The sequence below is a fragment of the Flavobacterium sp. SH_e genome (assembly GCF_025717045.1).
Lineage (GTDB): Bacteria > Bacteroidota > Bacteroidia > Flavobacteriales > Flavobacteriaceae > Flavobacterium.
Genome location: NZ_JAOVZN010000006.1, coordinates 330,324 through 352,107, shown reverse-complemented (window position 1 = coordinate 352,107; position 21,784 = coordinate 330,324). Strand labels below are relative to the sequence as shown.

General features: G+C 34.1%; 16 protein-coding genes. 7 read left to right on the top strand and 9 right to left on the bottom strand.

Annotated elements, in window-relative coordinates; all coding sequences use genetic code 11:
• Positions 1-5: 5 nt before the first annotated feature.
• The 7 genes from OD917_RS12425 to OD917_RS12395 all read right to left on the bottom strand — a co-directional run bounded on the left by OD917_RS12425 (position 6) and on the right by OD917_RS12395 (position 11,227).
• Positions 6-986: an arabinan endo-1,5-alpha-L-arabinosidase gene (locus OD917_RS12425; protein ID WP_263523823.1), complete on the bottom strand. Its 981-nt coding sequence runs from the start codon at positions 984-986 to the stop codon at positions 6-8.
• A gap of 62 nt (positions 987-1,048) precedes the next feature.
• Entirely contained in the window at positions 1,049-1,993 is a 945-nt protein-coding gene (locus OD917_RS12420; RefSeq protein ID WP_263523822.1) for a glycoside hydrolase family 43 protein, read from the bottom strand.
• Between the two features lie 178 nt (positions 1,994-2,171).
• Entirely contained in the window at positions 2,172-3,791 is a 1,620-nt protein-coding gene (locus OD917_RS12415; RefSeq protein ID WP_263523821.1) for an arabinan endo-1,5-alpha-L-arabinosidase, read from the bottom strand.
• A gap of 11 nt (positions 3,792-3,802) precedes the next feature.
• The gene (locus OD917_RS12410) at positions 3,803-5,341 is read right to left on the bottom strand and encodes an alpha-N-arabinofuranosidase (protein WP_263523820.1); all 1,539 of its coding nucleotides are present in this window, start codon (positions 5,339-5,341) and stop codon (positions 3,803-3,805) included.
• A gap of 54 nt (positions 5,342-5,395) precedes the next feature.
• Complete coding sequence (locus OD917_RS12405; RefSeq protein ID WP_263523819.1) at positions 5,396-6,400, bottom strand: arabinan endo-1,5-alpha-L-arabinosidase; 1,005 nt, start codon at positions 6,398-6,400, stop codon at positions 5,396-5,398.
• A 189-nt stretch (positions 6,401-6,589) separates the two neighbouring features.
• A complete protein-coding gene (locus tag OD917_RS12400; protein WP_263523818.1) occupies positions 6,590-8,152 on the bottom strand; it encodes a RagB/SusD family nutrient uptake outer membrane protein in 1,563 nt (520 codons plus the stop codon).
• 30 nt (positions 8,153-8,182) lie between these two features.
• Complete coding sequence (locus OD917_RS12395; RefSeq protein WP_263523817.1) at positions 8,183-11,227, bottom strand: SusC/RagA family TonB-linked outer membrane protein; 3,045 nt, start codon at positions 11,225-11,227, stop codon at positions 8,183-8,185.
• A 573-nt stretch (positions 11,228-11,800) separates the two neighbouring features.
• On the opposite strand from OD917_RS12395, the gene OD917_RS12390 reads away from it, so the two are divergent.
• Positions 11,801-12,490 carry an NUDIX hydrolase gene (locus OD917_RS12390; protein WP_263523816.1) on the top strand — a complete coding sequence of 230 codons (690 nt, stop codon included), beginning with the start codon at positions 11,801-11,803 and terminating at the stop codon, positions 12,488-12,490.
• 11 nt (positions 12,491-12,501) lie between these two features.
• On the opposite strand, the gene OD917_RS12385 is transcribed toward OD917_RS12390, so the two are convergent.
• Positions 12,502-13,500: a GntR family transcriptional regulator gene (locus OD917_RS12385; RefSeq protein ID WP_263523815.1), complete on the bottom strand. Its 999-nt coding sequence runs from the start codon at positions 13,498-13,500 to the stop codon at positions 12,502-12,504.
• 102 nt (positions 13,501-13,602) lie between these two features.
• On the opposite strand from OD917_RS12385, the gene OD917_RS12380 reads away from it, so the two are divergent.
• The 6 genes from OD917_RS12380 to OD917_RS12355 all read left to right on the top strand — a co-directional run bounded on the left by OD917_RS12380 (position 13,603) and on the right by OD917_RS12355 (position 20,892).
• Positions 13,603-14,655 (top strand): aldose epimerase family protein, encoded by a 1,053-nt coding sequence (locus OD917_RS12380; RefSeq protein ID WP_263523814.1) that lies wholly within the window; start codon positions 13,603-13,605, stop codon positions 14,653-14,655.
• Between the two features lie 37 nt (positions 14,656-14,692).
• Positions 14,693-15,853 carry a galactokinase gene (gene galK, locus OD917_RS12375; RefSeq protein WP_263523813.1) on the top strand — a complete coding sequence of 387 codons (1,161 nt, stop codon included), beginning with the start codon at positions 14,693-14,695 and terminating at the stop codon, positions 15,851-15,853.
• A gap of 17 nt (positions 15,854-15,870) precedes the next feature.
• Complete coding sequence (locus OD917_RS12370; RefSeq protein ID WP_263523812.1) at positions 15,871-16,929, top strand: UDP-glucose--hexose-1-phosphate uridylyltransferase; 1,059 nt, start codon at positions 15,871-15,873, stop codon at positions 16,927-16,929.
• A gap of 252 nt (positions 16,930-17,181) precedes the next feature.
• Positions 17,182-18,870 (top strand): sodium/sugar symporter, encoded by a 1,689-nt coding sequence (locus tag OD917_RS12365; protein ID WP_263523811.1) that lies wholly within the window; start codon positions 17,182-17,184, stop codon positions 18,868-18,870.
• 268 nt (positions 18,871-19,138) lie between these two features.
• Positions 19,139-19,918: an SDR family oxidoreductase gene (locus OD917_RS12360; RefSeq protein ID WP_144216225.1), complete on the top strand. Its 780-nt coding sequence runs from the start codon at positions 19,139-19,141 to the stop codon at positions 19,916-19,918.
• Positions 19,919-20,076: 158 nt separating this feature from the next.
• Positions 20,077-20,892, top strand: a complete 816-nt coding sequence (locus OD917_RS12355; protein WP_263523810.1) for a hypothetical protein — start codon at positions 20,077-20,079, stop codon at positions 20,890-20,892.
• Here the strand turns inward: OD917_RS12355 and OD917_RS12350 are convergent.
• Positions 20,889-21,770: an AraC family transcriptional regulator gene (locus OD917_RS12350; protein WP_263523809.1), complete on the bottom strand. Its 882-nt coding sequence runs from the start codon at positions 21,768-21,770 to the stop codon at positions 20,889-20,891. The two genes, OD917_RS12355 and OD917_RS12350, sit on opposite strands and share 4 nt — an antisense overlap.
• Between the last annotated feature and the right edge of the window lie 14 nt (positions 21,771-21,784).

The following is a 21,784-nucleotide window of genomic DNA, read 5'->3' as shown; positions in this document are numbered from 1 at the left end:
GTATTCTATTTTAAAACAGGCCACAAATTAGCGTCCCATTGTATTTCTTTGACTACTAATCTTGGTGTTCCATTAGTTTTCTTTTCGTAAGCATGATAAAAGATATAATCTTTTCCGTCGAAAGTATAAGCGCTATTATGTCCTACACCAAAATAGTTTTCATCGCCTTGAACTACTAAACTTCCTCCGCCTTGATCCAGTTGTTTTCCTTCTTTATCTAAATAGGGTCCCGTTACATTTTTAGATCTTCCGACAACCACTTTGTAAGTGCTTTTTTCTCCGCGACAGCATAAATCCCAAGAAAGAAATTGATAATAATATCCATTTTTCTTAAAGATAAAAGGAGCTTCAAGTGCACCATCTCCAGGATCAGAATCTGGTAATTCGAAAGTTCTTTTACGTTTTGCGATTGTATGCCATTCTTGAGGCTGCGCAATTGATTTTAAATCGGGATTTAATTTTACCAATTTCAATCCTTCCCAAAAAGAACCGAAAGAAAGCCAAGGCGTGTTATTTTCATCAAAAACCAAATTCGGATCAATGGCGTTCCACATATCTCTGTTTGGTTGTGACTGAATGACAATTCCCTGATCGACCCATTTATAATTTTTATCTTTTGGATCTAAAGTCGTATTAGTCGCAACGCCAATCGCCGAAGTATTTTTGGCGAAAGCTGAAACAGAATAATACAAATAATAAATATTGTTATGGAATGAAATATCGGGCGCCCAAATATGATTTTTAAAATCGGCTGCAACACCATCTGCCCAAACTGGCTTTTCTGCAAAAACCTGTGGTTCCTTGTTCCATTTTTTTAAATCTTTCGAACTAAAAACACTTATTCCGTTGCCTGTACAGTATAAATAATATGTATCTTTTTGTTTGATAACAACCGGATCATGCACGACAATTTCCTGAGACATAACCACGGAAACTGTGAACATTAGAAAAGCCGAAATTGTATATTTTATGTTTTTGTAAACCATATAAGTGATTTTAGTAAGTTTAAGTTTTTGGTTGACTGAAAACTGCGACTGAATACTAAAAACTACTGTATTCCTTCAGATGTCATAACAATTCGTTTAATAGTTCCGTCTTTGTTATAAAATAATTTATCGACGCAGACAGATCTTCTAAAACTTCCTCCATCTGGTTTTGATGCTCCATTGTGATAAATGAAATAGGATTGTCCTTTAAAATCAATTATTGACTGATGATTTGTGTTACTATTTCCAGCAATTTCATTCAGAATTCCTTTAAATTCCCAAGGTCCTGTAATTGATTTACTCATGGCATAGGCAATTTTTTCAGGAAATTCATAAGCGTACGACAAATAATACCAGTCTTTGTGTTTGTGAATCCAAGGCGCTTCAGTAAAGTTAGGCAGTTTTATGTGATGAATTTCACCTTCTATTTCCGTCATATTTTCTTTTAATTTTGCATAATGACAAGCGGTATTTCCCCAAAATAGATATGCTTGTCCGTCAGTATCAATAAAAACTGTCGGATCGATATCGTCCCAAGTTATGTCGCTAAATTTGGTCATATCATTGGTAATTAAGGCCTTTCCTAATGCATCTTTAAAAGGTCCAAGCGGATTATCTGCGACAGCAACTCCAATAGATTTTCCTGGAACAGTACCGTGTTCAACCGTTACATACCAATAAAATTTTCCATTTCTTTCGATCACCTGCGAAGCCCATGCGTCACTTTTCGCCCATTTAAAATCGGTTACTTTTAACGGCACTGGATGCGATTCCCATTTTTTCATATCAGAAGAAGAATATACCAACCATTCATTCATTTTATAAAAATTAAAATCGTTTGGCGCTTCGTCATGACCAGCATACAAATACACTTTGTCTTTGTAAACCAATGCAGCAGGGTCTCCTGTATATTTATCTGTAATGGCAGGATTGTTGAATTTTACCGATTGGGCAGTTCCCACAATTGATAAAAGCAAAACAGATAGATTTGTCAATAGGTTTTTCATTGTTGTCTTATTTTTTTGCCACAGATTAAATTGATTTTTTTGTTATCTGTGGCTATCTGAAAAAAGCATTTCATTTGTTTAAATTCATCCCGAAACTTCGGGACTATGTGTTCAAATCTAGATTTGTTTTTTACTCTTTTATTGAATAAAAAATCTATGCTTCTATGTGTTTAAATTTTTAATTTATTTTTTTGCCCCAAACCGATACTCCAGCACTATTGATTCCAGCATAAGTTAACGTTACTTTTCTGGTTGATGATTCCCAATCCCAAGCGTCCACTACATTGCATTTAACTCCGTTTATGGTAGCGATTTTTTTAGCAGAATCGTACGACCAAGTTCCTGTTACATCTCCGCTTACTTTTTTGTCAGCCGTTAGATAAATTGTAACTGCTTTTTGCATGGTTTTGTATTGATAATTCAATGTAATCTGCTCCCAAATTCCAACCAGATTTCCTTCTGCAAAAGTGGTTGTTGGTACTCCAGCGTAACGTTCAGGCTCTATTACGGGCCAGCCGTCTTCTGTCCACTGAATTCCGTGAACATGTCCCATCATAACTGCATTTGAGACATTAATTCCAGCAACTCCTTCTGGCAAACGTGCCTGTGAAGCATAAAACCATTGTTTTGTTTCTGGATTTTGAAAAACAGCGCAATGCGAAAATCCAACCCATCCTGTATGATTTTTAAATTGATATGGATGTGTAACCAAAGGATAACATTCTGCTCCGTTTGTAATACTGATTCCTGTGTTTGTCACATAAGGTCCAAGAATGTTTTTGGAACGGGCTACACGTGTGTTATAAGCCACCGATAATTCGTCATAAGCCAAAAACAAATAATAATATTGCGTATCTGGATTGTAGATAATTTCTGGTCCTTCGAGTGCTTGCCAGCGATTTGTATTTACATTTCCGCGACCCGCAATTCGAACTCCGTAATCATCAATTGTTTGTAATTTATCTGGTTTACCAGTTGTAGGATTTAATTTTAAAGCTGCAATCCCAGAATGCCAAGAACCGTAAATTAAATATTGTTCTCCTTCGGGAGTTTCAATAAAACTCGGATCGATAGCGTTGAATTTAAAATAAGCATCCCAATCGTTTCCTCCATTTCTAACATAACTTTTTACGCCATCAGGTTCTGAGCAAACTACCATTCCTTTGTCAACCCAATTATTAGAAGCTAAATCTGTTGTTTCTGCCAAACCAATAAAAGCACGTTCTGTCCAAGAAGTATTTGTATCTGTTCCCGTAATTGGATTTGTTACTACGATGCTGTAATACATTCTGAAAACATTCCCTACTTTTCGAACACAAGGCGCCCAAAATCCGTAATTTGGATTTTCTATTGGAGGAAGTGCCGGACTCATTCTCGCTCTTTTATTATTCAAAGAATCTTTTACCCAAGCTGGAGCCTGAAGCATCAAAGGCCCCATAAATTCCCAGCTGATTAAATCTTTTGATCTTCTGTAGAAAAAATGTCCGTTGCCATCGTGCGCGTTTCCGTATGAGGCATCGGTTTGATACATATAATAATATTCGCCTGATTTCTCAACTGATGGATCGTGTACATTTGCCAGATTCCATTGCGATCTGCTCGCCCAACTTGCCATTGAAGTATAATTGTCTGCATAAGTTGGTCCATTAAATGTTGGAGTCACCACTGGAGGCTCAACTACAACTGGAGGCTCTGGTTCTAATGCAGGATCATCTTTTGAACAGCTTGCCATTAAAATCGCTGCTGCAAAAAATCCGATGAAAGAGAGGGTTTTTAAAATGAATTTTTGCTTTTTCATTTGGTTTTATTTTATTTTCCTTCTAAAACAACTACTGAGAAAGGAGGAATAGTGATTTCAAGTTTTCCTTTTTTGTTTTCGAAACCTTTAAAAGTTGTTGGAACAATTTTGTTTGGATTTTCGAATGAATTGTAATCTTGTAATTTCGCTGATGTTATAACAGTTCCTGTGAAGTTTTTCACACCTAGATCTTTTACATCAATTTCTATTTTGTTTTTATTTTTTGCGTCTACGTTAACTAATGAAATATGGATAGCTCCGTTTTTGTCTTTTGATGCCGATGCCGAAACCGCAGGAAGTTTTTCCCCATTAAAAGTGTATGATGGCGACTCGAAACTTACTGGCAATAATTTTGCATCTTGGTGCACGCTGTACATTTTCATTACATGGTATGTTGGCGTTACAATCATTTTAGCTTTATCAGTAAGAATTACGGCTTGTAAAACGTTAACGCATTGCGCTAAATTTGCCATACGAACACGATCTGAATGGTTGTTGAAAATGTTAAGAGTTGCTCCAGCTAAAACCGCATCACGCATAGTATTTTGCTGATATAAAAATCCTGGATTTGTTCCTTTTTCAACTTCATACCATCCTCCCCATTCGTCAACAATCATAGCTACTTTTTTCTCTGGATCGTATTTGTCCATAATAGCAGAATGTTTCGTAACCAATTCTTCCATTTTTAGAGCTGACTGCATGGTTTTGAAATAACCTTCTTCCGTAAAATTTCTGTCATCTCCTTTTTTACCCCAGTCAATTACAGCATAATGGTGAACCCCAACTCCGCCTAACATATTTAGCGGAATTCCTTTCATTAAAACTTCTGTCCAATTGTAATCTGCACTATTTGATCCAGAAGCAATTCTTGTGATTCCTCCAGTATTTTCCCAATCTGACATGAAAGTCGCATATTTACGGTATTCTCCGGCATAATATTCTGCAGTCATGTTTCCTCCACATCCCCAAGCTTCATTTCCAATTCCCCAGTATTTTACTTTCCAAGGTTCTTTTCTTCCATTTTTAGCACGTAAATCACTCATCGGACTTTTACCACTGAAGTTTGTGTACTGAACCCAGTCTGCCAATTCTTGAACCGTTCCGCTTCCAACGTTTCCAGATAAATACGGTTCTGCTCCTAAAAGTTCACACATATTCAAGAAATCGTGTGTTCCAAAACTATTATCTTCAGTAACTCCGCCCCACCATTTATTTACAATAGTTGGTCTTTGTTCTTTTGGTCCAATTCCATCTTTCCAGTGATATGTATCAGCAAAACAACCACCTGGCCATCTTAAATTTGGAATTTTTAAATCTTTTAAAGCCTTAATAATATCATTTCTTACTCCATTTGTATTTGGAATTTTCGAAGTGTCTCCCACAAAAAATCCTCCGTATATACAACGGCCTAAATGTTCTGCAAAATGACCGTAAATGTTTTTATCAATGGTTGGCGCATCAGCAGAATTTTTAATAGTTATTGTGGTCTGCGCAAAATTCAGCTGACTACAAAGCGAAATAAGAAATGTGATTAAAAGTGCTTTTTTCATAGTGGTTTTTATTGAAGAGGAAAGTCCGAAAACTTTCCTCTGAATTTTAATTTTTTAATAAGAAAGTGTTGGCCATCCTGATGACCATGTAAAATATACAATTTCGAGTTTTGGATTTCCGCTGTCTGCTCCGTCATAATAATGAACAGATCCTTTTTGCGTTCCTGTAATTCTAGATAAATGTCCTGGACCAATGTAATTTCCTTGTGTAGCCAAAACAGTTGTACCTCCTCCATTGGTTAATGCAACTCCATTTTTATCCACAAAAGGACCAAATGGACTTGTAGAACGTCCTACTACAATATAATAGGTGCTGTTTACACCATTACAGCAAGTTCCTCGGTTTACAAACATATAATAATAACTTCCTTCTTTGATTAAACAAGGAGCTTCCCATGATGCGCTGTTTCCGCCTGCAACAATAGTTCTGCTTCCAGTTGTTTTTCCTGTTGAAGGATTAATTTGGATTACTCCAATACCAGCATGCCAAGAGCCATAAGCCATATAGACATTGCTTCCATCAACCAAAATAGATGGATCGATAGCATTAACATCTGATGCTGAAGAGGAAGAAACTACAACACCTCTATCTGTCCAAGTTGTTCCTGCACTTTGCGAAATGGCTGGTGTCGTAACCAATCCGATTGCTGAAGTCGCTGATCCAAAAGTGGAACAAGAATAATACATGTTCCAACGATTGTTAAACCACGCAACATCTGGCGCCCAGAACGTTTTAACGAATCCTGGAACATATCCTGTAATCCAGCTCGGGGTTGATGAAAACACTGATGTTCCCCATGTCCAGCTTGTTAAATTTGTTGAATAAGTCATCGGAATATTATCTCCTGTAGTAAAAACATAATAATTAACGCCACTTTTTACAATTGTACTCGGATCATGTGATGGCACATTTCCGCTTACTGTTTTAGCAGTTAAATTGGTAACCTGTGAATCTTGAGCATCAACAACTGTTGCTGCTTCTTTTGTTGGGACAATATCTTCATTTTGACAACTCCATAATAATATCGATAATAAAACCAAACTTGTAATTGCTTTCATTGTTCTATAATTTTAGTTACTGTTAAAAATTACTTCTCTTGTATTCCAAATTCTAAGGCATAATATCATGTGAAGATTTTCAGCCTTCACATGATATCAGGTATTTAAAACTAACTCAAAAATATTTTTAGTCTCAGTTTTCAGTTATAGTATACAGCGAGACCGAGACTAAAAACTGAGATTGTAAACTTAATAGCTGTCATTTTGTTTTGTTCCAGGATTATTATCCATTTCCAACTGCGGAATTGGGAAATATTCACGACCAGGTGCATATGAATTAAATTCTGCATCTCTTGATTTTAACCAAGCTAATTTGGCTGAATCCTGAAGCCATCCCCAACGACGGATATCATCAAAACGATGTCCTTCAAGAGGGAATTCTAAGAATCTTTCGTGACCAATCTGTTCTCTCATTTGCGCTTGGCTCATTCCTGGTTTTGTAGTTGCCAAATCAGGAAGATTTACTCTATTTCTTACCATTTGGATATAAGTGTAAGCTCCTTGCGTATCGCCAGTTTCATTCAAACATTCAGCGTACATTAATAAGATATCCGCATATCTTAATAAACGTTCATTGATTCCTGAGCGCCAGTCATATTCGTCTGCAAATTGTCCGTCAGAGTTTTGATATTTTCTACAGAATAAATCATTTAAATCTGCTGGACTTGAAGCGTAAAATGTTGCAAAATCTTTTCCATACAATTGCATTCCGCCTGGTTTATTATAGAAAATTGTAGCATCTAAACGTGGATCTAAATCTCCTGTTTTTGTTTTTTCTTCTTGGAATTCATTAAATAATGCCCATGAAGGCTGAACGTCTGTCCATCCGAAAGCTCTTGGTGCATAAGTAATTGCTCTTGCAGATGTTTTTCCCCATCCTGAAGCTGGTGCGCCTCCCCATCCTAAATCAACTCCTCCAGCATCACGGCTAAATTGCACTTCAAAAAGAGATTCTGAATTATTTTCATTTGCTGTTGTGAAGTTGTCGCGGTAGTTTGTTACAAGAGAATAAACTCCTAAATCTATTACTTGTTTGAAAGTAGTTCTTGCATTAGAAAAATCTTTTGTAAATAAATATGCTTTTCCTAAATAACCCAATGCTGCACCTTTAGTAGCACGTCCTTTCTGACCTGCGTCTAATCCTGAAATTCCATCGTAAGTGTTTGGAAGTAATTCGGCAGCAGCTTTAAAGTCAGCAATAACCTGAGCCCATCCTTCCTCCTGAGTTTTCTGAGGTGTATACAATGCGATTTCTGTAGGTAATGGAACATTTTTAAACATGTTAACTGCATGGAAAAAATATAACCCTCTCAAAAAATAAGCTTGTCCTAAAATTCTGTTTTTAAGAGCTGCATCTTCAAAATCAATTCCTGGAACATTTGTCAAAACTTGATTTGCACGGTAAATTCCTTGATAATATGTTTCAAAAGCCCAGCCATAAATTGCAGGGTCTGTTGGATTTGAGTTGAAACGACCTACATTATACATTGCTCCCCAAGGGCTATTACTACGAGTATCATCACCTTTTAAATCTAAAAGTAATGGTGTACTTCTCATATAAGTTCCATCTGTAAGCAAACTTCCATAAGCAGCATTTACTCCTTCTAGTGCATCTTGATCTGTTTTCCAAAATGAACCTGCAGTTTCAACATTCGGGTCCACTTGGTTCAAGTCTTCATTATCAACGCAGCTTGTGGTTACAAGTGCCAATGAAAAGAAAACTGTTATATAGTTAAATAATTTATATTTCATTTTGATTCGTTTTTAATTGGTTAGGATAGATTAAAAAGTTACTTCAACACCCAAAGAAATTGTTCTTGGATTTGGGAATGATCCCGCATCATATCCTCTAGAAAATAATCCGTCATTGTAATTAAAATCTGGGTCGTAACCTCTGTATTTGCTAATGATCCATAAGTTTTGACCATTTACATATACTTTTGCTCTCTGAATAAACAAATCCTTTGGCAATGGAAGTGTGTATCCAATTTCCAATGTCTGCAATTTGATATAATCACCACTTTCGATAAATCTGTCAGAATCTCTTGCATTTCCGTTTGGATCTCCAATAATTGGACGAGGAACGTTTGTATTTGTATTTGTTGGAGTCCAGTAGTTCAATGCATCAACACTATGGTTTCCATATTGTTCTGTCATTAAATTACGATACAATCCGTTGAATACTTTGTTTCCTCCTGAACCTTGCCAGAACATTGAGAAATCCCAATTTTCATAATTTGCACCAAAGTTGATTCCGTAGCTATATTTCGGAATTGCAACTCCCATAAATCTTCTGTCTGCATCTGTAATTTGGCCGTCACCATTCAAATCTTTGAATTTAAGATCTCCAACACCTGCATTTGTCTGTGTTGGTGATGAAGCTAAATCAGCAGCATTTTGAAAAATTCCTGCAACTTCATAAGTATAAAGTTCGCCGATAGATCTTCCAACTTCTGTTTTTGAAGCGGCTCCATAAATTGGATTTCCATCAAGACCAATTTGTAAAACCTCATTTTTCAAGGTTCCTAAGTTTGCCGAAATATTGTATTTAAATTTGTTGTGATTGTTGTTGTATGAAGCTGTAAACTCAAAACCGCTATTTTTTACTGCACCTGCATTTGTTGTAATACTTGCAGGGAATGCTCCAGTTGAATAAGGCAGTGGAACTCCGATCAATAAATCTGTTGATTTTTTCTGATAGTATTCAGCAGTAATCTGCAAATCATTGTTAAAGAATCCTAACTCTACAGCAACGTTTGAAGTAGCTGTTTTTTCCCAGTGAACATTTGGATCAATAGCGCTTACTACTGTTGTTCCAGGAGCTAAAGTATCATTAAAATCATATCCTGCAAAAGCATTGATAGTTGGCGAATAAGCGTAAACTCCAAGCGTATTGTTTCCTAATTCTCCATAACCTCCTCTTAGTTTGATCGTGTTAAACCATTCTGGTAAATGGATGAATTTTTCGTTGCTTAATTTCCATGCTCCAGAAAAAGAGTAGAAATTTGCTGTATTATTATTTTCACTGAAAAGTGATGTTTTATCTTGTCTGAAGTTTCCAGTAACGAAATAACGATCATCATAAGAATAGTTCAAACGGCTTAAGTATGAAATATTAGTCAGTGTGTTTTTGTATTCGCCAGCACTTGTAGCATCAGCATATTGAATTTGGCTGATTTCACCTGGAGTATATCCAACACCTCTTGACCAATGTCTGTAGTAATCATTTCTTTCCTGAATCCATCCAGCTAAAGCATCAATTTTGTGTTTGCCCAAAGTAATTTCATAAGTCAATAAGTTGTTGACGAATGTTCTTTGTTGGTTTCCATTATCAACATCTAAAGAAGCTTCATCATTTGTTGTAATATAATACCATCCTAAATCACTTGGCGGAATGAATTTTCTGTTTTGAAAATCTAATCTATCGTAGCTTAAATCTAATTTATACTTTAAACCTTTGATAATTTCAAGTTCTCCCCAAATGTCTCCGATAAAACGACTTCTTTGCCCATTATTTGTGATCAAATTATTGTATCCAATAACGTTCATTGAGATTGCTCTCTGAGTTAAGTTGTCAGTTCCTCCGTATCCTCCAAGTCTGTTTGAATCGTAAACTGGCATTGTTGGAACCGCTCCTAATAAATCAACAATTGCAGATTCTCCAGCATTGTACTCATTAAAGTTTTCTTTACCCGATTTAGTATAACCAATTTTAGAACCATATTTGAATTTGCCTTTTTTACCATATAAATTCAAATTCGTAGAATATCTTTCATAATCTTGAGGTGAATTCAAATAACTTGTATTTTTGAAATAATCTGTATTTAAATTGTACCCTAAAGTTTCAGCTCCTCCGCTAAAAGTAAGTGAGTGGTTTTGTACAAGACCTGTCTCAAAAGCTTCTTTTTGCCAATTAGTATCTACATTATTAATATATGAAGAACTGTTCGGATCATTTCCTGGTGCAATTGCTAATCCAGCATTCAGTTCCGCAGCCGATGTGATTTTTTGGTAACCTACTCGGTCAGTTACATCCCATGTTTTAGCTACATTCTGAAAACCTACAAGAGATTTATATTTAATCTCCATTTTTCCGCTTTTACCTTTTTTAGTTGTAATAATTACAACACCGTTCGCTCCCTGAACTCCATAAATAGCTGCTGCAGACGCATCTTTTAAAACCTGCATCGATTCAATATCTCCTGGTGCAAAATCATTAGGATTTGCTACGATCATTCCATCGATAACAAACAGAGGGTTATTGTTTGTGAACGAATTTATACCTCTAATTTTAACATTTACAAATCCTCCCGGTTCTCCAGATGATTGTACTGTTACACCCGCAACCTGACCTTGAAGCATTTTTGCAGGATCATAGGTTACGGTTTTCTTTGCTGCTTCCATATCGACTACACCAATCGAACCTGTAAGGTCTGATTTCTTTTGTGTACCATATCCAACAACTACGACTTCATTAAGTTTATTTGTGTCTTCACCTAATGCGACATCAATTTTTGATTGATTTCCTACAGCGATTTCTTGAGATTGAAATCCTATAAATGAAAAAACTAAAACATCGTTTGGAGATGCTTTAATCGAATACTCTCCATCAAAACCAGTTGTAGCAACTGTTTTGGTTCCCTTTATAATAATGTTTACACCCGGCAAAGGCAGATTATCTTGTGCCGATGTAACAACTCCGCTAATCGTTTTGCCCTGAGCAGACATTTGATTAACAGAAAATAGCAGCATCATTACTGCTAAAATCCAATTTGTTTTTGGCAATACAAAATTGCAATACAAAATTAATTGTTGCTTTGTAATCATAGTGGTTTAATTAAGATTGGTTAGTTGTTATAATTAATAAGTGTTAATCTTACATTTGTAAATTTAAATAAAAAAAAAGCATGAAAACAAATTAATATCACAAAAAAACATCTGAAAAAAAACACATATCATAAATTAAGTGTTGAATTAACATTTAAATTTCAATGTTTTTTGCAAAAAAGAAGGGGTTTTGCGTAATTTAATTGTGTAAAAAATACACTTTTTTAAAAAAAGCGCTGTTTTAATCAAAAAATGATGGGGAGAAAAAAAATCATAAATAATCTGTTTTTTAGTCTTTTGAATTCCAAAAAAACATATTTTTGTAGGTAAAAGATTGTTTAATTTTGTGAATTTTTACATAATCAGAACAACTTTTTTCAAAAAACTATCCTGATCTACCCTGTTTTTGTATTAAAAAATTCTTAAAAAACAGAAATGAATGTTATTTTTATGTAAAAAGTCATTTTTTTAACTCTATTTTTGAGCAGTTATTTATGTAAGTGTGAAATCTACATTAATAAATTATGAAACGTTTTAGGAAGTTTATATATTTACCATCCAAATTAATTACATATGTTAAATAGTTATAGCTCTGCTGATAAAGTTTTACTGGCGGTTGACTGCATCATTTTTGGATTCGACAACGAGGGTCTGAAAATACTTTTAATCCAAAGAGATTTTGAACCAGAAAAAGGAAAATGGTCTTTGATTGGAGGATTTCTTAAACGAGATGAAGTTTTAGATAGTGCTGCTACAAGAATCTTAAATACTTATACGGGTCTTAATGATATTTATATGGAGCAGTTGTATGCTTACAGCGAAATTGATCGTGATCCTGTAGAAAGAACCATTTCGGTTTCTTATTTTGCATTGATCAATATCGAAAACCATAATGCAGAATTAATTCAAAATTATCACGCAGAATGGTTTCCTATTAATGATGCTCCAAACTTAATTTTTGACCACAACGAAATGGTGCAAAATGCAATTAAGAGACTTCGATACAAAACTTCTATCAAACCAATTGGTTTTGAATTACTTCCAGAGAAATTCACCATGCGTCAGCTTTTAGAATTGTATGAAGCGATTTTGAGCAAAGAATTAGACAAAAGAAATTTCATCAGCAAAATTAATTCTTTAGGTATTTTAAATAAGTTAGACGAAAAAGACATGCAATCTTCTCGAAAAGGTTCTTACTTATATACTTTTAATAAAGAGAAATATGAAGAAAAACTACTAAATGATTTTGTGCTCAATTTATAATTGACACCTAATTATAAAGAATTCCTTAATATGAGAGCAGATCTATTTTCGATCTGCTCTTTTGTTCCTTTCAAAACCATATCTGCCAAAATTTTCCCCATCAACTCAAAATTGGTTGAAATGGTTGTAATTCCGTTTGCTGCAATTTTCTTCAATGGCGTTTCATTATAAGATATAATTCCAAAATCTTCTCCTAGTTTTAAATTTCTATTTAAGGCATTTTCGATCACCAAAAGCAAATCACGATCATGAGGAATAATATACAAATCGCCAATAGAGATAGATTGATTGCCGAAATCTGAAATAATTTCATAATCAAAACCATATTCTTCGCAAAAAGATTCAAAACCAGTTTTCATTCCTGGCGGTTCTCTAAAACCAGCAAAAATCAAAATCAGTTTTTTGTACTTGGACAATCTTTTTTTGCCTTTCAGCAATCCTTCAAAAATATCTTTTTGGTGATTTTGATAAATTGCGGGAAACATTTTTAACTCTGGATTGGTCTGATCCAAAATAATTACATCTCCTACTGGTAGGGTTTTTATAGAATCTACGACATCGTTTAAGTTCGTCGGCATGATAATGTATTTTGTATAATTTCCGTTGCTGTCATTTATCAGTTTTTTGAAAACCTGAACATTAAAATGATGAAAGAAAATATCGACCTGAACATTTTTTCCAATATTTTTTAAAAACGAATTATAAATGTCTTCTTTGAAAATATTTAACTCGTCAAAAAGTAAAAAAATCTTCTGAGTTATAGTGATTTCAACACTTTTAACGTAATAACCTTTGCCCGGAATGGCATAAATAATTCCTCTTTTTTTGAGCTCATCATAGGCTAATAAGACCGTATCTCGAGATAAAGAAAAGGCCAGACAAACTTTATTTACCGACGGAAGGCGATCGCCTTTGATTAAATTTCCTTCTTCAATCGCTTTTTCTATTGAAAGAATAATCTGCTTATATTTTGGCAGACCAATATTATTTTGAATTGAAATTATGCTCATAATAAAAGTCATTTTGACTATAATAATTAAAAACTGGTAGGTACTGGTATGCAAAAATAATAAATGTTTCTATTTTTGGATTTCATTATTACTAAAAATTATATGGAAATAAAACACATATCGCATTTAAAAGACACTCACAATTGCAAATTGTTTGGTTTAATGCCTAATAAGGATGAAATTTATTCTTTTGATTTAGTTAATAAAAATGGAATGAAAGTTCAGATCATCAATTATGGTGCAACTGTAACTTCAATCCAAATTCCTTTAAATGGAAAACTGGTAGATGTTGTTTTGGGTTTTGATAATCTGGAAGCTTATTTAGAATCTTATAATTTGCCAAGTGCTCCATATTTTGGGACTACTGTTGGCCGTTATGCTGGACGTATCCATAATGCAACTTTTAGTCTTAACGACAAAAAATTTCAACTTGGCGGAAACAATAATGGAAACACGCTTCATGGAGGAGATCTGGGATTTGGAAGAAAAGCTTGGAGCGTTGTTAATGCCTCTTCTGGTGAAAATCCATCAATTACTTTTGGTCTTTTGAGCGAGCATTTAGACGAAAATTTCCCTGGTGAAATGACTGTTTATTTGACTTATACTTTGACGGAGGAAAATGAATTAAAATTAGAATATAAAGCTACCTCAACAGAAGATACTATTATCAATTTGACGCATCATAGTTATTTTAACCTTGACGGACACGACGGAAATGTTTTAGAACAGCAAATGTTTATCAAATCGGCTAAAATGCTGGAAACAAATTCAGATAATATTCCAACTGGAAACTTTACTGATTTAACCAATCATGATTTTGATTTTAGAACTCCAAAAAACTGTCCGTTTCCAATTGACAACTCTTTTGTTGTGAATTCTAAAACTGAAATTGTTGGACAATTAATTAGCTTAAAAAACAAACTGAGAATGAATGTTTATACCGATCAGCCAAGTGTACATATATATGTAGGCGGAAATTGTTTCGGAAAACTAAAAGGAAAAGAAAATGTAGATTATAATGCCCAAAGCGGAATTTGTTTTGAAACACAAAATTTCCCTGACGCACCAAATCATGCTCATTTTCCGAATGCCGTTTTGAAAAAAGGCGAAGAATACACGCAAAAAACACTTTACAAATTTGAAAGTTTAAATTAATACAATTCCAAAAAACCACAATACAACTAACTATATAATGAATGATATTTTAATACAAAACACCGTTGCTTTTTTCGAAAAATCTTTTGGTTCTTCTCCTCAAAAAACGGTTCTTTCTCCAGGTAGAATTAACATTATCGGAGAACATGTTGACTACAATGACGGTTATGTTTTACCTGCTGCAATTGATAAAGTAATTTGTTTTGCTTTTGAAAAAAATAATACAAAAAACTCTAAAATAATCGCTATCGATTTGAATGAAGAATTCGAAATCGATTTGACTCAAGAAGTAAAATTGAGCGATGTAGTTTGGACCAATTACATTCGTGGCGTAATCAAACAATTGCAAGATAACGGATTTTCGTTTGAAGGTTTCAATTGCGTTTTCAGCAGTAATATTCCGGTTGGTTCTGGATTGTCTTCATCAGCAGCTTTAGAATGCGGAATGATTTTCGGAATCAAATCTCTTTTCGATTTAAAAATTGAAAAAGTTGACATTTCATTATTAGGACAAAAAGCAGAACATTGGGTTGGAATCAACTGCGGAATTATGGATCAATTTTCTAGCGTTCATGGCCTAGAAAATAAAGTGATCAAATTAGATTGCAACACTTTAGATTTTGAATATCACAATGCCGACTTCAAAGATTATTCTCTGATTTTATTTGATTCTAATGTAAAACATTCTCTTTTTACATCAGAATATAATACGAGAAGAATCGAATGTGAAGAAGGTTTATCCATCATAAAAAGCCATTTTCCCGAAGTAAAAAGTTTTAGAGATGCGACAGAAGAGCAAGTTCTAAGTCTGAAAGATAAAATGACTGAGAAAGTTTTTGCTAGAGTTCATTTTGTGGTGAAAGAAATCAGTCGCGTTATCAAAGCCTGCGTAGCTTTAGATAAAGGAAATATTGAACTTTTAGGCGAATTACTTTTTGAAACACATTATGGTTTATCGCAAGAATATGAAGTAAGCTGTGAAGAATTAGATATGCTTGTTGATACGGCAAAAGAAGATGAAGCAATCATTGGTTCAAGACTAATGGGAGGCGGTTTTGGAGGCTGCACGATCAATTTAGTTAAAAAAGGATATGAAAATGAGGTTAAGCGTAAGTTTTCAAAGCTTTATTTAGATACATTTGGAATTGAATTAAAATTCTATGATGTAAAAATCTCGAACGGAACAACGCTACTTTAAAACCACAACACACTACAATGAAAAATTTTGACATTAACGAAGATCCGCACAGACGCTTCAATCCTCTAATCAATGAATGGGTTTTAGTTTCACCTCATCGTGCAAAACGTCCTTGGCAGGGGCAAAATGAAACTATTTCAACAGAAGAACTTCCTAAATACGACCCTACTTGTTATTTGTGTCCAGGAAATGTTCGTGCCAACGGAATGAATAACCCACAGTACGAAAGCAGTTTTGTTTTTGAAAATGATTTTGCTGCAATGAAGCAGGACGAAATTATTTTTGAAGATGATATTAAACATACTTTTTTTAAAGCAAAACCAGAACAAGGAATTTCGAGAGTAGTCTGTTTTTCTCCAAGACACGATTTAACTTTACCAGAAATGGAAATTGCCGATATTGAGAACATCATCAAAACTTGGCAAAAAGAATACACTGATTTAGGTAATATAAAATTCATTAATCACGTTCAAATTTTTGAAAACAAAGGAAGCGTTATGGGATGCAGTAACCCACACCCACACGGACAAATCTGGGCGCAATCTTCGTTACCAACTCAAGTTGAAAAAACACAAAACAGCTTAAAATCATATTTCGATAAAAATCAAAAAACACTATTAGAAGATTATGTTCAAGCCGAGCTAAAAGTTGGCGAACGCATTGTAATCGAGAATGATCATTTTGTGGCGCTTGTTCCATTTTGGGCAATCTGGCCTTATGAAACAATGATTGTGAGCAAAAGAGCAGTAAACAAAATCACCAATTTTACTGCTGATGAAAGTACCGCTTTCGCGAAAATCTTAAAACAATTGACTACGAAGTATGACAATTTATTTAATACTTCATTTCCATATTCTTCAGGAATTCACCAATCGCCAACAGATGGTTTAATTCACCCTGAATGGCATTTCCATATGCATTTTTATCCGCCATTGTTGAGATCAGCAACAGTAAAAAAGTTTATGGTTGGATATGAAATGATGGGTGAATCTCAACGCGATATTACTCCTGAAAAAAGTGCCGAAATTTTAAGACAGCTTTCAGATGTACATTATAAAAGTCTCGTAAAAGCATAGCATTTACTCTTGTTGCAGAACCTAAAAGTGAAAATTTAACATAATACCCAGTCAATAAATGTAAAAAATACATTTCATGATGGTTGATTTATAAATTTTTATTTTACATTTGGCTCTCTCTTTTATTTTCGCAAAAAAATAACAGAAATAAAACACATCTTGCATTTTTAACAAGATTTGACAACATAAAAACTGACTAAAAAACCAAATAAACAAACAACCTTATAATAATTATTTAAAATACTACTAACAATGAACCAAAACCTCGCTTTCGCAGATTATGCGGTTTTTATTATTTATTTTATCGTAGTCTCTGTCTACGGTTACACCGTTTACCGCAAACGTAAACAGGACGAACATGATGCTAAAGCTTACTTTTTGGCTGAAGGAAATTTAACTTGGTGGGCAATTGGAGCTTCTCTTATTGCTTCTAACATCTCTGCAGAACAATTCATCGGAATGAGCGGTGAAGGTTTCTTCTTAGGAATCGCAGTTGCTGCTTACGAGTGGCTTGCTGCCGTTGCCCTTATTATTGTTGCTGTGTGGTTTATCCCTGTATATCTTAAAAATAAGATTTACACTATGCCACAATTCTTAAAAACACGTTACAACGAATCTACTGCTTTGATTATGGCGGTTTTCTGGTTGTTTTTGTACGTTTTTGTAAACTTAACTTCTATCCTATACTTAGGAGCAGTTGCAATTAACAAACTTGCTGGCGGAGAATATCTTCACGTAATCATGCTTGGATTAGCTATTTTTGCTTTATTTATTTCTCTTGGAGGAATGAAAGTTGTAGCTTATACAGATGTTATTCAGGTGGCTGTATTAATTATTGGAGGTTTGGTAACTTCTTATATTGCTTTAACAACAGTTGCAGAAGCTTTTGGTGTTGGCCAAAATGCAATTGCCGGTTTCAAAGTTTTAATGCAGCAGGCTCCAGAACATTTCAAAATGATTATTCCGAAACCAACTGCAACGTCTTCTCAACTTGAAATCGATAAATATTTAACTTTCCCTGGATTGTTATCTTACGCTGCTGGTATCTGGATCATCAACTTAAACTACTGGGGATGTAACCAATACATTACGCAAAGAGCACTTGGAGCAGATTTACAAACGGCTCGTACAGGTATTTTGTTTGCTGGTATGTTAAAATTATTAATGCCACTTATCGTAATGCTTCCTGGTATAGCTGCTTATGTTTTATATACAAACGGACATTTACCTCAATTAGAAGGAGGAGTAAAAGATGAGGCATATTCTGCTATATTAACATTCCTTCCAACTGGATTAAAAGGTCTTTCTGTTGCCGCTTTAACAGCTGCGATCGTAGCGTCTTTAGCTGGAAAAGTAAACAGTATTTCTACAATCTATACTTTAGATGTTCATAAAAAATACATTCAAAAAGAAGCTGGTGAAAAACAACAAGTAAACATTGGTCGTATTGCCGTTTTTGTTGCAATGCTTTTAGCTGTTTTATTTACATGGAATGATGTTTTAGGAATTGGTGGTGTTGGAGGATTTACTTACATCCAAAAATACACTGGATTCATTAGCCCTGGAGTTTTTGCAATGTTCTTCTTAGGTATGTTCTGGAAAAGAACTACTGGAACAGCAGCAATCGTTGGGGTAATCTTAGGATTCTTATTATCTGTTTTATTCAACGAATACGCTCCAGCTTTATTTGGAAACGACACACTTTTATATACAGCTTACAATAATGGAAAAGGAGCTTTTGAAATTCCTTTCCACATTTGTATGGGATTATCATTCTTATTCACAATGATTGCCATGATTCTTATAAGTTTTGCTGGTCCGAAAGTAAACCCTAAAGCATTTGAAATTGATTCTGAAATGTTTAAAGTTAAACCGCAAACAACAGTCTTAATCGTTATTACGTTATTGATTATTGCTGCGCTTTATGTTAAGTTCTGGTAATAAATTATCAGTTCTATTCTCTCTATTTTTACAGCTGTTGTTTGTCATGAACAACAGCTGTAAATTTTTAAAAAATATTCTAACACATAGAAACATAGATTTTTTTAATATATACGAAAGAGAAAAAAACAAATCTAGATTTGAACACATAGTCCCGAAGTTTCGGGATGAATTTTAGATAAATGAAATGCCTTTTTTAGACAAAGAAAAGCTATGATTCTATGTGTTTAAAAAATATATTAGCAATAAATTATAATACATAAATACCATGCAGTTATCATTAACACAAAAAATCATTATCGTTACGGGAGGCGCAAAAGGAATCGGATTAGGAATCGTTAAGGTTTTAGCCGAAGAAAATGCAATTCCGTTTATCGTTGGACGTAACGAAAATGATAACATCAAAGCCGTAGAAGAATTAAAAGCCATTGGAAAAGAAGCGCACCAAGTTGCTGCTGATTTAACAAAACCTGAAGACTGCAAAAAAGCCGTTGAAGCCATAATCGCAAAATTCGGAAGAATTGACGGATTGGTAAACAATGCCGGAGTTAATGATGGTGTTGGATTAGAGAACGGAAATTATGAAGATTTCGCTGCTTCGCTTCACAAAAACTTAGTTCATTATTATTTAATGGCACAGCATGCACTTCCGTATCTAAAGGAATCGAAAGGAGCCATTGTAAACATTGGTTCTAAAACTGCCGAAACGGGTCAAGGCGGAACCTCAGCCTATGCTGCTTCAAACGGAGGAAGAAATGCTTTAACTAGAGAATGGGCGGTTGAATTATTAAAATACAGCATTCGTGTAAACGCCGTAATTGTAGCTGAATGTTACACTCCGCTTTACGAAACCTGGATTAACACTTTTGAAAATAAAGAAGAAAAACTAGCGGCAATCACTAAAAATATTCCATTAGAAAACAGAATGACAACTGCTGAAGAAATCGCGAATATGGTGGTTTTCTTATTGTCTGAAAAATCAAGCCATACAACTGGACAGATTATTTATGTAGACGGAGGTTACACTCATTTAGATCGATCAATCTAAAAATCTTTTTGCCACGAATTACGCTAATTTTCTCGAATTATAAATTCGTGGCATTTTTTTACAACAAATTAAAAAACAGGGATTTATCCCCTAAAACTAACGAAGATATTTTTTTATTTTTACTCTAAAATAGATGTAGAATTTAAATCGATATCACCATGGATATTATAAAGATTTCGTTGTTGTTAAATATATTTTTCATCCTTGTTTTAGTATTCGGAACTATTTATATTACGCTGTTAATTAAAAATAAAACCGTTGAAAACGAAGGAATAGATAAAATTATAGACGTATTTAAAATCGCTATTATTACAACCGTAGCCACGATAATAGTCAACATTGTATCAGATTATTTTAAAGAACTTGATTACGATAAAAGTGAAATGGTCGCGTTTAATGAATACATACCTTATGTAATTGATACAACTGGGACAATAGATAAGAAAATAAATTTTTGTAAATTTTTTGCATCTGTAACTCCAAAAGGAGACCTAAGAGACGGTTGGGAAAAATACACTTTATACTTAGAAGGCGAAAAAGCAAAATTGGTGAATCTAAATGAAACTTCTAAGGCTAAAACACTTTCTATAACGAACAAAAGTCAACTTCCGACAAAAGAAGAATTAGTAAGCCTTGAAACGGATGAAGCTCAAAAACAAAAAATCCTTTCTAACTTAAATGCTGTTGAAAACACATCTTATCTCGTTATTTTGGGAGCCGATCTCAGTGTTAAAAGCGCTACTCCAGAATTAGAATGGGCAAAAGAAAACATAAGTTCAAATGCTGTTATTTACAAAAAACGAAATTTTTACACTACAGTAATACCTGTAAATAGTTCTTATCAAGATGCAAAAGATTTAGCCAAAAAAATAAAAACAATTGATCCAAAGAGAGACGCTTATGTAGTTTCATCAAAAACATGGTGCGCTACTACTAAATTTTCTAATGAGGAAAATTGTCTAATATGCAATTAATTGTTTTGGTACTGAATATCTACATTGCTCTTAAACTCCGTTGGCGTTATTCCTTTACACTTTTTAAAAAGTTTATTGAAGTTTGAAGCCGTTTTATAACCGCATTCATACGCAATTTCAGACATACTTTTATCGGTTTCTAATAATAATTTACAAGCATTCGATATTCTGATTTCATGCAGATAATCCACAAAATTTTTCTTTGTCTTAATTCTGAACATTCTGCAAAAAGAAGTCCGAGTCATATTCGCGACAGCGGCAATTTCTTCTAAGGAAATATTCTTTTTATAATTTTTATTGACGTATTGAAAAACCTCCGAAAGACGATCTACTTTCGAATCTTTTTGCATTAAAGAATAAATCTCGTCATTAATATAAATCTTATCCTGACTATCGGAAAGAATAGACAAAATTTCAAAAAGTCCGACAATCACTTCGAAATCTTTTTTAGCAACTAATTTCTCCAGTTTTTTCGCAATCTGTTTATTGGTTTTTCCTATAATTGAAATGCCTTTCCCAGCCTGAAAAAAGAGTTCATTTATTTTTTGGGTTTCTTTTAATTCGTAAAAAGTCGGTCCAAAAATATCTTTATGAAAATATACGACAATCGAATTGGCTCTTAAATCCTCAATTCCCTGATAATATTTCTCATCATTCAGCCAAACGTGCGGAATATCAGAACCTAAAAAAACCATGTCTCCAGGCTCAAACGGCATTACCGAATTTCCGATAATTCGCTTTCCATAACTCTCTTTTACGTACACCAATTCCAATTCCGGATGCGAATGAAACGGCGCTTGAAAAAAAGCTTCGATACGATTTAGCACTGAAACTTTCGTGTTGAGATAAGACGTTATTTTTGTTTGTTCCAATTTCATATCGCAAAGATAAT

What these genes read in the sequence shown, in the direction of transcription:
- OD917_RS12425 (WP_263523823.1), bottom strand. Translation starts at nt 986, where the DNA reads ATGGTTTACAAAAACATAAAATATACAATTTCGGCTTTTCTAATGTTC.
- OD917_RS12420 (WP_263523822.1), bottom strand. Translation starts at nt 1,993, where the DNA reads ATGAAAAACCTATTGACAAATCTATCTGTTTTGCTTTTATCAATTGTG.
- OD917_RS12415 (WP_263523821.1), bottom strand. Translation starts at nt 3,791, where the DNA reads ATGAAAAAGCAAAAATTCATTTTAAAAACCCTCTCTTTCATCGGATTT.
- OD917_RS12410 (WP_263523820.1), bottom strand. Translation starts at nt 5,341, where the DNA reads ATGAAAAAAGCACTTTTAATCACATTTCTTATTTCGCTTTGTAGTCAG.
- OD917_RS12405 (WP_263523819.1), bottom strand. Translation starts at nt 6,400, where the DNA reads ATGAAAGCAATTACAAGTTTGGTTTTATTATCGATATTATTATGGAGT.
- OD917_RS12400 (WP_263523818.1), bottom strand. Translation starts at nt 8,152, where the DNA reads ATGAAATATAAATTATTTAACTATATAACAGTTTTCTTTTCATTGGCA.
- OD917_RS12395 (WP_263523817.1), bottom strand. Translation starts at nt 11,227, where the DNA reads ATGATTACAAAGCAACAATTAATTTTGTATTGCAATTTTGTATTGCCA.
- OD917_RS12390 (WP_263523816.1), top strand. Translation starts at nt 11,801, where the DNA reads ATGTTAAATAGTTATAGCTCTGCTGATAAAGTTTTACTGGCGGTTGAC.
- OD917_RS12385 (WP_263523815.1), bottom strand. Translation starts at nt 13,500, where the DNA reads ATGAGCATAATTTCAATTCAAAATAATATTGGTCTGCCAAAATATAAG.
- OD917_RS12380 (WP_263523814.1), top strand. Translation starts at nt 13,603, where the DNA reads ATGGAAATAAAACACATATCGCATTTAAAAGACACTCACAATTGCAAA.
- galK (WP_263523813.1), top strand. Translation starts at nt 14,693, where the DNA reads ATGAATGATATTTTAATACAAAACACCGTTGCTTTTTTCGAAAAATCT.
- OD917_RS12370 (WP_263523812.1), top strand. Translation starts at nt 15,871, where the DNA reads ATGAAAAATTTTGACATTAACGAAGATCCGCACAGACGCTTCAATCCT.
- OD917_RS12365 (WP_263523811.1), top strand. Translation starts at nt 17,182, where the DNA reads ATGAACCAAAACCTCGCTTTCGCAGATTATGCGGTTTTTATTATTTAT.
- OD917_RS12360 (WP_144216225.1), top strand. Translation starts at nt 19,139, where the DNA reads ATGCAGTTATCATTAACACAAAAAATCATTATCGTTACGGGAGGCGCA.
- OD917_RS12355 (WP_263523810.1), top strand. Translation starts at nt 20,077, where the DNA reads ATGGATATTATAAAGATTTCGTTGTTGTTAAATATATTTTTCATCCTT.
- OD917_RS12350 (WP_263523809.1), bottom strand. Translation starts at nt 21,770, where the DNA reads ATGAAATTGGAACAAACAAAAATAACGTCTTATCTCAACACGAAAGTT.